This window comes from Hymenobacter negativus (assembly GCF_016056375.1).
Classification (GTDB): Bacteria; Bacteroidota; Bacteroidia; order Cytophagales; family Hymenobacteraceae; genus Hymenobacter; species Hymenobacter negativus_A.
In genome coordinates this window covers 192657-205258 of record NZ_JAEDAE010000009.1, presented here as the reverse complement: position 1 = coordinate 205258, position 12602 = coordinate 192657, and the positions used below count along the sequence as shown (strand labels likewise).

Genomic DNA, 12602 nt, shown 5'->3' with positions numbered 1-12602 from the left:
GTGGTGGGCTGGCGGATTGATGGATTGTTGGTGCTGCATCAACAATCCATCAATCCGCCAGCCCACCACTCCACCAATCCACCAATCCACCAATCCTCTGAATGGAATTCCCCTCCAAACTGATTGAAAACGCCGTTGGCGAGCTTTCGCGTCTGCCCGGCATTGGCCGCAAAACGGCCTTGCGCCTGGCTCTGCACCTGCTGAAGGCCGAAATGGACACCACGGCCACCCTGGCCGAGGCCTTGGCCAAGATGCGTTTTGAAATAACTTACTGCAAAACCTGCCACAGCATTTCCGACGCCGAGGAGTGTGGCATCTGCGCCAACAAGCTGCGCGACCACAGTCTGGTGTGCGTGGTTTCGGACGTGCGCGACGTCATTGCCATCGAAAACACCGGCCAGTATAAGGGCGTGTACCACGTGCTGGGCGGCGTGATTTCGCCCATTGAAGGCGTGGGCCCGTCCGATTTGCACATTGATTCGCTGGTGGAACGGGCTTCGGCCGAAGACTCGGAAGTGCGCGAGGTCATCCTCGCCATTTCGCCCACGATGGAGGGCGACACCACGGCCTTCTACCTCTCGCGCCGCCTGCGCGATTTGCCCAACGTGCACATCAGCACCATTGCCCGGGGTATCCCGATGGGCGGCGAACTGGAATACGCCGACGAAATTACCCTCGGCCGCAGCATCGTCGACCGTTTGCGTCAGGCCCGGTAGGGGCTGGCCTGTCATTGCGAGCGCAGCGACGCAATCCGTCCTGTCAATGCCAGTCTCTTTCTAACGTGACAAGCCCTGATACCACATTGGTGTCAGGGCTTTTTGGTTGGATTAAAAAAGCTTATCACATCTTCAAGTTGGGCGCTGAGAACAGGACGGATTGCGTCGCTACGCTCGCAATGACAGTTATGCCCGTAATTTCGCGCCCCGTGGTCAAGCTCTCCGTCGTCATTGTTAATTATAACGTCTGCTATTTCCTGGAGCAGGCGCTGCTCTCGGTGCGGCGGGCCGTGGAGAAGCTGGGCCAGCCGGTGGAGGTATTTGTGGTCGATAACAACTCAGCCGACGGCTCAGTGGCGATGGTACGGGCGCGGTTTCCGGAGGTCATCCTTATTGCCAATCGCGACAATCCAGGCTTCTCAAAGGCTAATAATCAGGCCCTGCGCCGCGCCACCGGCCAGTACCAGTTGCTGCTGAACCCCGACACGGTGGTGGAGGAAGACACCTTCCGCGCCTGCTGCGATTTCATGGACGCGCACCCTGACTGCGGCGGCCTGGGCGTGAAAATGCTCGACGGCCAAGGCAAATTCCTGCCCGAAAGCAAGCGCGCCCTGCCCACGCCGGCCGTGGCATTCTACAAGATGTTTGGGCTGGCCAGCGTGTTTCCGAAATCGCGCACCTTCGGCCGCTATCACCTGGGCTTTCTGAATAAAGAGGAAACGCACGAAATTGAGGTACTGAGTGGGGCGTTCATGCTGCTGCGCAAGGCCGCACTGGACGAGGTGGGGCTGCTTGATGAGGACTATTTCATGTACGGCGAGGACATCGACCTCTCGTATCGCCTTACGCAGGGCGGCTGGAAAAACTATTATTTCCCCGGCACCCGCATCATTCATTACAAGGGCGAAAGCACGAAGCGCACCAGCGTGAACTACGTGTTTGTGTTCTACCGGGCGATGGTGATTTTTGCTCAGAAGCACTTCGCACCTGGCCGGGCGGGCCTGTTTTCGCTGCTCATCAACGCGGCCATCTGGCTGCGGGCCGGCGCCGCCGTGGCCGAACGCTTGGCCGTGCGCGCCGCCCCGCTGCTGCTCGATGCCGGCCTGATTTGGGGCGGCATGTACTTTCTGAAAACCTACTGGGAGCACAACCACAAGTTTGTGCCGGGCGCGTACCCGCCGCAATACATGGCGGTAGCGGTGCCGGCCTACATCGCGGTCTGGCTCACCTCGGCCTACCTCAGCGGCGGCTACGACCAGCCGGTACGCACCTCGCGGGTGGTGCGCGGCATATTCATCGGCACGCTGCTGATTTCGGCCGCCTCGAATTTTCTGGATGCCTGGCGGTTTTCGAAGGCACTGATTATTCTGGGCGGCGCCTGGGCCGTGGCGGCACTGGTGGGGCGGCAGCTGGTGGCGCACTTCATCAAGTATAAAAACCTGCACCTGAGCGAGCGGCGGCAGAAAAACATTGCCATCGTGGGCTCCGGCCCCGAAAGCCGCCGCGTGCGCCAGCTGCTGGATGCCGCCCAGGTGTCGGCCCGCGTGATTGGCTACGTGAGCGTGGGGGAGGAGCCGGCTGAACCCGGACTTGATATCCCGTCGCTCAGCCACTCAGTCACTCATTCATCGGGCGAAGCCCTGGGTGAGCTGCGCCAACTCGACGACATTATCCGTCTCTACGGGCTGAATGAGCTGATATTTTGCGGCAAGGATTTGCCCGCCAGCCAGATTATCGCCCTCATGCTGGGCCTGCCCGCCGAGCCGCCCGTGGCCTACAAAATCCTGCCTGAAGACAGCCAGTACATCATCGGCAGCAGCAGCAAAGACGCGCCCGGCGACTATTACACCCTCGACATTGCTCTTAACCTCTATCAGCCCCAGCAGGCCCGCGCCAAGCGCCTGCTCGACCTGCTCAGCAGCGCCGCCCTGCTGGCGCTGAGCCCGGTGCTGGTCTGGTTTCAAGCGCAAAAAGCCGGTTTCCTGCGCAATTGCGCGTCGGTGCTGCTGGGCCGCCGCACCTGGGTAGGCCTGCGTCACCTCGAAGGTCCGGCCCGCGCCGTGCCCGCCGTGCTATCGCCCGCCGATGCCGCCAACTCCGCCACGCCCCTCAACGAGGTGACGCTCCGCCGCCTGGAGCTGCTCTACGCCAAAGACTACGAGCCGGGCACCGACCTGAGCGTGCTCTGGCGCTGCTGGCGCCGCCTGGGGCAGTAGCCGTCTCGCCTGTCATCTGGCTTACGTTTGTCATCCTGAGCGGAGCGAAGGACCCTATCACGTTTGCGCGAATTGCTCCTTCAAACGTGATAAGGTCCTTCGCTCCGCTCAGGATGACAGATGGACCATTGACAATTGAATTACCTTTGCCGTCCCACTCGCCATTGTCAGATATGCCCGATACCGCCACTTCCGCCATCGTTTCCCCCCTCTCGCACCGCCTGCTGGCGATGAACGAATCGGCTACCATCGCCATGGTCAAAAAAGCCCGCGAGCTGATGGCCAAAGGCATTGACATCATCAACTTGAGCTTTGGCGAGCCCGATTTCCAAACCCCGCAGTACATCAAGGACGCCGCCAAGCAGGCCCTCGACGACGGCTACACCTTCTACACGCCCGTGCCCGGCATCCCGGAGCTGCGGCAGGCCATCTGCGACAAATTCAAGCGCGACAACCAGCTCGATTTCCAGCCCAGCCAGGTGGTGGTGAGCACTGGGGCCAAGCAGGCCCTGGCCAACGTCGTGCTCAGCCTGGTCAATCCGGGCGAGGAAGTCATCGTGTTCGCGCCCTACTGGGTGAGCTACGAGGAGATGGTGAAGCTGGCCGAAGGCGTGCCCGTAACGCTGGTGGGCACCCTCGAAAACGAGTACAAGGTGACCGCTGCACAGCTCGAAGCCGCCATCACGCCGCGCACCAAGCTCATCATGTATTCCTCGCCCTGCAACCCCACGGGCGCGGTTTTCAGCCGCGAAGAGCTGGGCGAAATTGCCGCAGTGCTGGCCCGTCACCCGCAAGTGTACGCCCTGGCCGATGAGATTTACGAGTACATCAACTTCGTGGGCGAGCACGCCAGCCTGGCCCATTTTGATGAAATAAAGGACCGGGTTATTACGGTGAATGGCTTCTCGAAAGGCTACGCCATGACGGGCTGGCGCCTGGGCTACCTGGCCGCCCGGCAGGATATCGCCTCGGCTTGCGAGAAAATGCAGAGCCAGATTACCTCCGGTACCTGCTCCATTGCCCAGCGGGCGGGCCTGGCCGCCCTGCGTGGGGGCCGCGCCTCCGCCGATGAGATGGTGGCCGCCTACCGCCGCCGCCGCGACTTGGTGCTGGATATCGTGAAGGACATTCCCGGCCTCAACACGCCCACGCCCAGCGGCGCGTTCTACATTTTCCCCGAAGTCTCGGCTTATTTCGGCCGCACCGCGCCCGACGGCAGTACCATTGCATCGTCAATGGCTTTGGCCCTGTACCTGCTGAACGACGCGCACGTTTCGGCTGTGTCGGGCGATGCATTCGGTGCGCCGGAGTGCATGCGCTTTAGCACTGCTGCCGCCGATGACAAGCTGGTGGAGGCGTTTCGCCGCATAAAAGCCAGCCTGGCAAAGCTGGTTTAATTAATCATGTATCAACTTTTGTCATCCTGAGCGCAGCGAAGGACCTTCTCACGAACGGTTTGCAGTAACTACTACGACAAGCACAAACGTGATAAGGTCCTTCGCTGCGCTCAGGATGACAGTTTTTTGTTTTGAGTTTGCCTACTTCCGATTCTTCCCTGCAAACGCTTTTCAACGACTTCAATAACCTGCGCGTGCTCATCATCGGCGACGTGATGGTGGATGCCTACGTGTGGGGCCGCGCCACGCGCCTCTCGCCCGAAGCGCCCGTGCCCGTGGTGCACGTGGCCCGCACCGAAAACCGCCTCGGCGGGGCCGCCAACGTGGCCCTGAACGTGCAGGCCCTCGGCGCCACGCCGCTGCTCTGCGCCGTGATTGGCGACGACGCAGGCGGCGACCAGCTGCTGGACCTGCTGCACGCCCACGACCTGCCCGCCGACGGCCTTATCCGCAGCGCAGCGCGGCCCACTACGGTGAAGCAGCGCATCCTGGCCCACGGCCAGCAGCTGCTGCGCATCGACTCCGAAATCGAAACCGACCTCAACCAAGAAGAAGCCGACCAGCTCCTGGCCGCTTATGACGACCTGCTGGCCCGCGCCGACGTGGTGATTTTCGAGGATTACGACAAGGGCGTGCTCAGCGAGGCCATCATCACCGAGTGCATTGCTCGGGCCCGGCAGCGCAGCATCCCCACAGTAGTGGACCCCAAGAAAAAGAATTTCCTGGCTTACCGCCACTGCACTCTCTTCAAGCCCAACCTGAAAGAGCTGCGCGAGGGCCTGAAGCTAGAATTTGGCGAGCCTAACACCGACCGCGCCGGCTTCGAGGCCGCCGTGGCCCGGCTGCGCGAGGTACTGATGCCCGAAATCGTGTTGGTGACGCTGAGCGAATACGGCGTATTTGCCCAGCAAGACGACCAAAAAACCTACTTACCCGCCCACCTGCGCACCATTTCCGACGTGTCGGGCGCGGGCGATACCGTCATCAGCATCGCGGCGCTGTGCGTGGCGCTGGGGCAGCCGGCAGCCTTCACGGCGGCGCTGGCCAACCTGGGCGGCGGGCTGGTGTGCGAGCAGGTGGGCGTGGTGCCCATCGAGAAGCAGCGGCTGCTGGAAGAAGCAGGGGAGGCGGGGTTGCGGTAAAGGCACAAACTGGATTTTCTCTCTGCAATACCCACAAAAAAGTCCAACAACAAGCCGTTGATGGACTTTTCATGACTCATAAACAAACGTGCTAAAAAGCTTTTAACCGTGCCATCTTTCTTTCGGTGCATCTATCGCCCCCATGAAAAGAAAATATAACCAGAAGTACCTGACGCTGCCGGATATGAACGCGCGAACGTAACGCTATTGTTATTAGGAAAGCCGCTGGGAAAAGGCGCAATGCAGGAGTCTGCTTTGGGGTTATCGCTCATAACCATCATCGCAGAGGACTGTCGGACATTTTTGGCTGTGAGGGTTGCAAACGAAATAGTATCTGAAAAGCCCGACGGCATGTTATTGCGGTATAATTTGGAATACCTAAAGTAATGCAAGTCTATTCCACCATCGTAGCCAACTGGAATGTCTAGGAAAACCCGGTGATATTGGGATGGGGTAATGGTCGGAGTCATCAGATTACGAATGCCGTTGATGATAAAGCGCTGATTGTCTTTGTCGCTGCGATAAGTGACTTTATATGAGGTATAGAAAGGTTTCTGTCCGAGATGTATCGTCGCAGGTAGTGCATAGACCGGCGCAGCAGTTGATATCTCATCGGTATAATATGTGCCGTAAATAATGGTCACTGGCGTGGCCTTCACATAATTTTCAAACTGTAAGCGGTGAGGGCCCGCCGCGACATTCGCCAAGGAGAAAGTGCCGTCGGCAGCCGTGGTGGTACTGGTACCGGGGGCATCGTAAAGTTTGACTACGGTGCCGCTGTGGTCTGTAAGTAGGTTTCCTGTCAAGTCGTGAAGCACTACTTTGCCGGTAAATGTTGACGTAGGAGCCGCGTCCTCTTTTTGCTTAGTGCAGCTGGCCAAGGCTGCGAATAAAGCTAGCGCGGCGCACGAAGCCGCGATTCGGGAAGGTAATTGAGGAAGCATATGCACTGGCTGAAAAGTGAAAGGAGGGATTTCTGTGGCCTAAAGTAAGCCACAGAAATCCCTCCTTCTGTTCACCAGTTATATCCGAACTAAGCCTTCTTCAAAAACTCGGTTTTGAGGACCATGGTGCTGCCACCGGTGCGGCCTTCGATTTCGGCGATGCTGTTGGTGAGGCGGATGTTTTTGACCACCGTGCCACGCTTGAGCGTGAGCGAGGAGCCTTTCACTTTGAGGTCTTTGATGAGGGTGACCGAGTCGCCTTCGGCGAGCAGGGTGCCGTTGCTGTCTTTTACGTCCATTCGGGTTGGTTATGAATTATTGCGTTTACCAGCCAATTTCCTCGTCTGATGCGTCGTACCCATACTCGATAAAGGGGATTCCTGAAGTATCTAATTTAGGGTCTTCAACAAAAAGCTCTGCGCAAGAGCCCATAAATGGTAAATTAGGGGCTTCCGCAGCATAACGTTTTGATAGATAATCACCCCATTCAATGGCATCTTCGATGGAACGAGCTTCTATTGCAATAAAAGCATTAAATCCATCAAATTGGTCGTCTGGGTCATTGGCATCGTGCAGCAGATTCTTGAATGAAGCCTGATACAACCACCAAGAATTGAACTTGTCTGCCAACGGCTTCACAACTATCTCTATTTAGCGAGGAAATGTTGCTCTAGCCCCGCCAGGCTTTCACCGTTTCCACAAACACGCGTACATTGTCCGGATTCGTATCCGGATACACGCCGTGGCCGAGGTTGGCGATGTGGGGGCCGCCGGCGAACTGGCGGAGCATTGCTTCGGTGGCGGCGCGTACCTGCTCGGAGGTGCCGTAGAGGGCACAGGGGTCGAGGTTGCCTTGCAGGGTTTTGTTGCCGGCTTCGAGGCGGACCTGGGCGGGCGTCTGGTTCCAGTCGAGGCCTATCGTGCGGCAGGGCATGGCGGCGAACTCGGGCACGGCCCACCAAGCGCCTTTGGCAAACACCGTAACGGGCACGAGCGGGGCCAGGGCTTCGCAGATTTCGGCGATGTAGCGGGCCGAAAACTCGGTGTAGTGCGCGGGCGGCAGAATGCCGGCCCACGAGTCGAACACCTGCACCACTTGGGCACCGGCGGCTACCTGGGCTTGCAGGTAGGCAATGGTGGTGGCGGTAATTTTGGCGAGCAGGCGGTGGGCCAGGGCGGGCTCTTTGTAGAGGAAGCCGCGAGCTTTGCTGAAGGTTTTGGAGCCGTGGCCCTCAATCATGTAAGCCAGGATGGTGAAGGGCGCGCCGGCAAAACCGATGAGCGGCACGCGGCCATTCAGCGCTTTTTTGGTGATGCGCAGGGCTTCGAGCACGTAGCCGAGGCCCTCCTCGGGGTCGGGGATGCGGAGCTTGTCGATGTCGGCCGCCGACTTGATGGTGGCGGGGAAGAGGGGGCCGCGGGCTTCCACCATTTCGTAGGGCAGGCCCATGGCATCGGGCACCACGAGGATGTCGGAGAAGATGATAGCGGCGTCCACATCCAGCGCATCGATGGGCTGGATAGTGACTTCGGCGGCCAGGTCGGGGGTTTCGACCAGCTCTTTGAAGCCGGAGAGGCGGGCGCGCAGGGCGCGGTATTCGGGCAGGATGCGGCCGGCCTGGCGCATGAGCCAGACGGGGGTGCGCTCGGTGGCTTCGCCCCGGGCGGCACGCAGGAAAAGGTCGTTTTTCAGCATAAGGAAGCGCAAAGGTACGACCAGCCTCTGCTTAGCCGGCGCGGCGCTTTTCGTCCTCGGCCCCGCCGCTGCGGCGGCGCGTGGGCGCCAGCTTATCATTACCAAAACGGTAGCTGAAAGCCAGCGTCACGAAGCGGCTATCGCGGCGCTGGTAGAAGCGCTCCACGTAGTTGTCGTAGGTGGAAGTGACGTGTACCGGCCGCGTGTAAAGAATGTCCGCCATGGTCAGCTTCAGACTGCCCTTGCGGTCCCACAGGCTTTTTTGGAGGCCGGCACTTACTTCTCCGTTGGGCTGCTGCACCAGGAAGCCGTACACCTGCTGAGACTCGTAGCTGCCGTTCAGCTCGGCGGTCCAGCCCTTGCCGAAGGTGAAGGTGTGGTTCGACGTCAGTTCCACGCTCACGCCGCCGCGGTTGAGGTTGGTGCCGGCCAGCTCGCCGGTGAAGCGGTTGTAGTACAGCACCGCGTTGTTGTAAACCTTCCACCACTTGGTTATGTCTACGGGGGCCGTGAGGGTGAGGGCGTAGTAGTGCTGCTGCGAGAGATTGCGCGTGGTGGAGAGCACCGTGCTGTCAGTTTCGGGCTGCACCACGCCGATGAGCGGATTGGTGGTGCGGCTGTAGCTCAGTCCCACGCTATACTTCTGCCGAAAGGTGTGCGTGAGTTCAAAGTTGTAGCTGGTTTGGGGCAGTAGGGTGGGGTTGCCGCTGCCAAAGGTGGTGCGGTCGATGATTTGGCGGAAGGGGTTGAGCTGCCCGTAGCTGGGCCGGTCGATGCGCCGGCTGAGCGACAGGGCCAGCTCGTGGTTCTCGCTGAGCTGGCGCTTTATGGCCGCGCTCGGAAACAGCTGGAAGTAGTTGCGGGTGAAATCCTTAAACTCCACTTCGCGGTCCTGCCGGCCCACGGCGTGGGTGTGCTCGCCGCGCAGACCGGCCTGCAGGGTCAATTTCGGTTTGCTATAGCTCAGGTTGGCGTAGCCCGCGTTGATGTTCTCGTCGTAGCGAAAGCGGTTCGAGCGGTTCAAATCCAGCAGGTTATTGGTGAAAAACTTCAGGTCGTTATCGGCCGTCACGAGGCTGGATTTAGCCCCCAGCTCCAGCCGCAGCTCCTTGTTGAGCGGGTGCGTGTAGTCCACCTTCGCCGACTGAATGGCCAAATGTCCCTCTTGGTCGCTGCTGCTGGCCTGGTTAGGCTCGTTCACCAAAAAGGTGGTCAGCAGCTGGTCGCGGCTGGAACGGTAGCGGGCGTAGTCCACGTCGGCTGTGAGTTCCTGCGCGCCAAACGCATTGGTGTAGGTATGCCGGAAGTTGAGGTTGCCGGCTACGTTGCCCGAAAGCCCCGTGCTCGTATTGAGGGAGTTATAGTTCTGCGTGGTGCCGCGCACCAGGTCGTGCAGTACCGAAAAGTTGGTGCCATCGGCCGAGTTGTGGTTGTCGAGGCCGCTCACGACCGCACCCACCGTGGTGCGCTCCGACAGGTTGTAGTCTAGGCCGCCGCGCCAGCTCTGCGAGCGTTGCCGGTTGGGCAGGCGGTTGTCCTGGTCGGTGGTGCCGGTCAGGGGCCGGTCGGCGCCCACCGGCCGCCCATAAAAGTCGCGGTGAATGGTGAGCTGAGCCAGATTCGAGCGGTCGGCATAGTTGTAAGCGCCAAACAGGTTAAGGTTCTTCTGGCGATGGTTCAGACTCAGGCCGCCCGTGTATTTGTTGTATTGGCTGCGGCCGTAGGTCAGGTTCAGGGTGCCGTTGCTGCCCAGGCGCTGGTCTTTTTTCAGGTTGATGGCGATGATGCCGGCGCCGCCCTGCGCATCGTACTTGGCCGGTGGGTTGGTTATCAGCTCGATACTTTTCAGCTGTTCGGCCGGCAGCGCCCGCAGGTAGTCAGCCAGCTCGGTGCCTGTCATGGGCTGGCGCTTGCCGTCGATGAGCACCAGCACACCCTGCCGGCCGCGCAGGGCCAGGTTGTCGCTGCCGTCCACGGTCACGCCCGGCGAGCGGCGCAGCACGTCCAGCGACGTGTTGCCGGCCGCCAGCGTCGAGCCCTCCACGTTCACAATGGTGCGGTCGGCCTCATGCTCGTACAGCGGCTTCTGGCCCACTACTTTCACTTCCTTCAGCTGGGTTGCGGCGCTGGTTGCGAGCTGCATCGCGGGCAGCTCTATCGCCTGGTCGGCCACTTCAAAGGGCTTGGTCCATTGCCGGTCAAAGCCCACCTGTGCCGCCGAAACCAGGTAGCGGCCCACCGCAGCCCGCTCAAACAAAAAGACTCCCTGCGCGTCGCTGAACTCGGTTTTCACCACCGTTGAGTCGGCGGCGCGGTGCAGGGTAACGGTGGCAAATTCAACAGGCTTGCTGCCGGCGCTTTGTACTTTGCCACGCACGGCGGTGCCCGTTTGGGCCTGGGCCGGCTGCCCATTTAGCAGCCCAATCATCAGCAGCAACAGGCTGGCAATAGCGGATGGAAAGAGGTGACGTTTCATGATGAAAAAGGAATTGCAGAGAAAAAGATGACGGTCAGAGAAAGCAGTTTGAGGCAGCAACAAGTAAAAGATTATGATATATCATAAAGGTTGCACGGTGGTGCGTTTGCCATTAGCCCGCAGGCAAATGGTCTTTCCAGAAAAGTGCGTTATTCGGCGGCCGGTGCGCAGTTGCGCGCAATGCGTTCCAGCACCTGCTGCAATAAGGCTAGGTCGGCGGCCGGAATGCCAGCCAGCGCCAGTGCCCGGTTGCTAAGCACAATGGGCTGCACGGCGGCGAGCATGCCGTGGCCGTCGGCCGTTACCCGCAGCCGGGTGCGGCGGCCGTCGTGGGGCAGGGGCACGGCCGAGAGCAGGCCCCGCTTCAGGAGCAGGCTCAGCATACGCGCCACCGAGGCCTGGTCTTTGAACACCCGCTCCGCGATTTCCTGCTGGGTCAGGTCGTCGTGCTCCAGCAGCACTTGTAGCACCAGCCACTGGTCGATGGTAATGTCCAGCCCGGCCCGGTCGATGTTGGCCTGAGCCAGCCGCCGGTAGCTGCGAATGGCCTTATCGAGCGAATAGAAGATGACAGAGTTGAGCATGGGCGGGGCAAAAGTAGCGCGGACAGACACGGAGCAGTCCGCCTTGTCCAGCTAACAACTGACTTGGCTTACCGCGTCAGGCCCGGAAACAGCACGCCGATGGCCGAAGCCAGGAAGTTGACTCCGATGGCCAGCGTGATAAAGCCCATGATGCGCGACATGGCCGCCATCCCGGGCTTGCCGAGCACGCGCGTGAGGCGCAGCGAAAAAATCAGGACAATAAAAGCGGCCAGCGCCACCAGTGCGAAGCCGGCCACGGTCATGGCTTTGTCAACGTAGGTGGGCCGAATCAGGCCGATGCAGATGGCCATCGAGCCCGGGCCGGAGAGCATGGGCATGGCCAGTGGCGTGAAGCTGATATCGTCCTTTTGCTTGCTTTCTTCGAGGGCTTCGGGGCCCACCCGGTCGCGGTTGCCGCCCGGCGTGAGCAGGTCGAACGCCGAGCGGATGAGCAGAATGCCGCCCGCGATGCGCAGGTGCTGAATATTAATGCCGAAGAAATTCAGAATGTACTGCCCGCCAAAGAACGCCACGCTCAGCACGGCCACCATATAAATGCAGGCGCGCAGGGCCGTGCGGGCGCGTTCGGAGGCGCGGTCGTCGGCCGTGAGGGTGAGGAAAACCGGCATCGCCCCGAACGGATTGACGATGGAAAACAGGGTGGTGAAGGTGGCGAGCAGAATTTCCATAGGCAACAAAGGTAGGAGAAGGGGCGGACCGGACAGAAAAGCCCTATTTTGCCGCCTCAACAGCCGGGGCGCTTTGCCCATAGGTTGCATTTCCGCTCCCCGCTCACCCATTGCTATGATTCCTGACGCTTCGGCCGCCCCCCAGAACGGCCCTGACCACGACCGCCCGACCACCGAAACGCCCCTGGTAGGCATTATTATGGGGTCGCGGTCCGATTTGAAAATTATGTCGGCCGCCGCCGAGGTGTGCCGCCAGTTCGGGGTGCCTTACGAAATCACGCTCGTGTCGCCGCACCGCACGCCGCACCGCATGGTAGAATACGCCGAAAGCGCCCGCAAGCGCGGCCTGCGCGTGCTGATTGCGGGTGGGGGCGGGGCGGCCCACCTGCCGGGCATGGTGGCCGCGTTCACCACGCTGCCCGTGATTGGGGTGCCCATCAACAGCACGCTGTCCATTCAGGGGCTCGATTCGATTCTGAGCATGATTCAGATGCCGGCCGGCACGCCAGTGGCCACCGTGGGCCTCGACAACGCCGCCAATGCCGCCGTGCTGGCCATTCAGATGCTGGCCATCGGCAACGCCCGGCTGGCCGATGCGCTGGAAAAATACCGTACTGCCCTCAAGGACCGGGTGATGCGCACGATTGAGGAACTGCGCAAGGGTGGGTTTCAGGATGATGTGTAGGGAGCGGTAAACGCCATGCCGAGCGCAGCCGTCTGTCATCCTGAGCGCCGCGAAGAA

At 60.4% G+C, this 12602-nt stretch carries 12 protein-coding genes; 5 read left to right on the top strand and 7 right to left on the bottom strand.

Annotated features, from left to right (window positions below):
- Window positions 1-101: 101 nt before the first annotated feature.
- The 4 genes from recR (at window position 102) to I7X13_RS17890 (ending at window position 5471) form a co-directional block, all read left to right on the top strand.
- Window positions 102-716: a recombination mediator RecR gene (gene recR / locus I7X13_RS17905; protein ID WP_198068955.1), complete on the top strand. Its 615-nt coding sequence runs from the start codon at window positions 102-104 to the stop codon at window positions 714-716.
- Between the two features lie 209 nt (window positions 717-925).
- Complete coding sequence (locus tag I7X13_RS17900; protein WP_198076524.1) at window positions 926-2932, top strand: glycosyltransferase; 2007 nt, start codon at window positions 926-928, stop codon at window positions 2930-2932.
- Between the two features lie 173 nt (window positions 2933-3105).
- Window positions 3106-4329, top strand: a complete 1224-nt coding sequence (locus I7X13_RS17895) for a pyridoxal phosphate-dependent aminotransferase (RefSeq protein WP_198076523.1) — start codon at window positions 3106-3108, stop codon at window positions 4327-4329.
- Window positions 4330-4466: 137 nt separating this feature from the next.
- Entirely contained in the window at window positions 4467-5471 is a 1005-nt protein-coding gene (locus I7X13_RS17890) for a bifunctional heptose 7-phosphate kinase/heptose 1-phosphate adenyltransferase (protein ID WP_233454836.1), read from the top strand.
- A 131-nt stretch (window positions 5472-5602) separates the two neighbouring features.
- Here the strand turns inward: I7X13_RS17890 and I7X13_RS17885 are convergent, their stop codons facing one another.
- The 7 genes from I7X13_RS17885 to I7X13_RS17855 all read right to left on the bottom strand — a co-directional run bounded on the left by I7X13_RS17885 (window position 5603) and on the right by I7X13_RS17855 (window position 11860).
- Entirely contained in the window at window positions 5603-6415 is an 813-nt protein-coding gene (locus I7X13_RS17885) for a carboxypeptidase-like regulatory domain-containing protein (protein WP_198076522.1), read from the bottom strand.
- 89 nt (window positions 6416-6504) lie between these two features.
- Complete coding sequence (locus I7X13_RS17880) at window positions 6505-6714, bottom strand: zinc ribbon domain-containing protein YjdM (RefSeq protein ID WP_198076521.1); 210 nt, start codon at window positions 6712-6714, stop codon at window positions 6505-6507.
- A 25-nt stretch (window positions 6715-6739) separates the two neighbouring features.
- The gene (locus I7X13_RS17875; RefSeq protein ID WP_213019104.1) at window positions 6740-7045 is read right to left on the bottom strand and encodes a hypothetical protein; all 306 of its coding nucleotides are present in this window, start codon (window positions 7043-7045) and stop codon (window positions 6740-6742) included.
- Window positions 7046-7085: 40 nt separating this feature from the next.
- Window positions 7086-8111: a uroporphyrinogen decarboxylase gene (gene hemE / locus I7X13_RS17870; protein WP_198076519.1), complete on the bottom strand. Its 1026-nt coding sequence runs from the start codon at window positions 8109-8111 to the stop codon at window positions 7086-7088.
- Window positions 8112-8142: 31 nt separating this feature from the next.
- Entirely contained in the window at window positions 8143-10587 is a 2445-nt protein-coding gene (locus tag I7X13_RS17865) for an outer membrane beta-barrel protein (protein ID WP_233454835.1), read from the bottom strand.
- Window positions 10588-10736: 149 nt separating this feature from the next.
- A complete protein-coding gene (locus I7X13_RS17860; RefSeq protein WP_198068949.1) occupies window positions 10737-11171 on the bottom strand; it encodes a MarR family winged helix-turn-helix transcriptional regulator in 435 nt (144 codons plus the stop codon).
- Between the two features lie 68 nt (window positions 11172-11239).
- On the bottom strand, window positions 11240-11860 hold the full coding sequence (locus tag I7X13_RS17855) for a MarC family protein (protein WP_198068948.1): 621 nt from the start codon (window positions 11858-11860) through the stop codon (window positions 11240-11242).
- Between the two features lie 199 nt (window positions 11861-12059).
- Here I7X13_RS17855 and purE point away from each other — a divergent pair, with 199 nt between their 5' ends.
- Window positions 12060-12545, top strand: coding sequence for a 5-(carboxyamino)imidazole ribonucleotide mutase (gene purE, locus I7X13_RS17850; RefSeq protein WP_232342362.1), 486 nt, complete (start codon window positions 12060-12062; stop codon window positions 12543-12545).
- Window positions 12546-12602 lie beyond the last annotated feature (57 nt).

Bases quoted from the DNA above. Each gene is read 5' to 3' on its own strand.
- recR (WP_198068955.1), top strand. From the start codon at position 102: ATGGAATTCCCCTCCAAACTGATTGAAAACGCCGTTGGCGAGCTTTCG.
- I7X13_RS17895 (WP_198076523.1), top strand. From the start codon at position 3,106: ATGCCCGATACCGCCACTTCCGCCATCGTTTCCCCCCTCTCGCACCGC.
- I7X13_RS17885 (WP_198076522.1), bottom strand. From the start codon at position 6,415: ATGCTTCCTCAATTACCTTCCCGAATCGCGGCTTCGTGCGCCGCGCTA.
- I7X13_RS17880 (WP_198076521.1), bottom strand. From the start codon at position 6,714: ATGGACGTAAAAGACAGCAACGGCACCCTGCTCGCCGAAGGCGACTCG.
- hemE (WP_198076519.1), bottom strand. From the start codon at position 8,111: ATGCTGAAAAACGACCTTTTCCTGCGTGCCGCCCGGGGCGAAGCCACC.
- I7X13_RS17865 (WP_233454835.1), bottom strand. From the start codon at position 10,587: ATGAAACGTCACCTCTTTCCATCCGCTATTGCCAGCCTGTTGCTGCTG.
- I7X13_RS17860 (WP_198068949.1), bottom strand. From the start codon at position 11,171: ATGCTCAACTCTGTCATCTTCTATTCGCTCGATAAGGCCATTCGCAGC.
- I7X13_RS17855 (WP_198068948.1), bottom strand. From the start codon at position 11,860: ATGGAAATTCTGCTCGCCACCTTCACCACCCTGTTTTCCATCGTCAAT.
- purE (WP_232342362.1), top strand. From the start codon at position 12,060: ATGGGGTCGCGGTCCGATTTGAAAATTATGTCGGCCGCCGCCGAGGTG.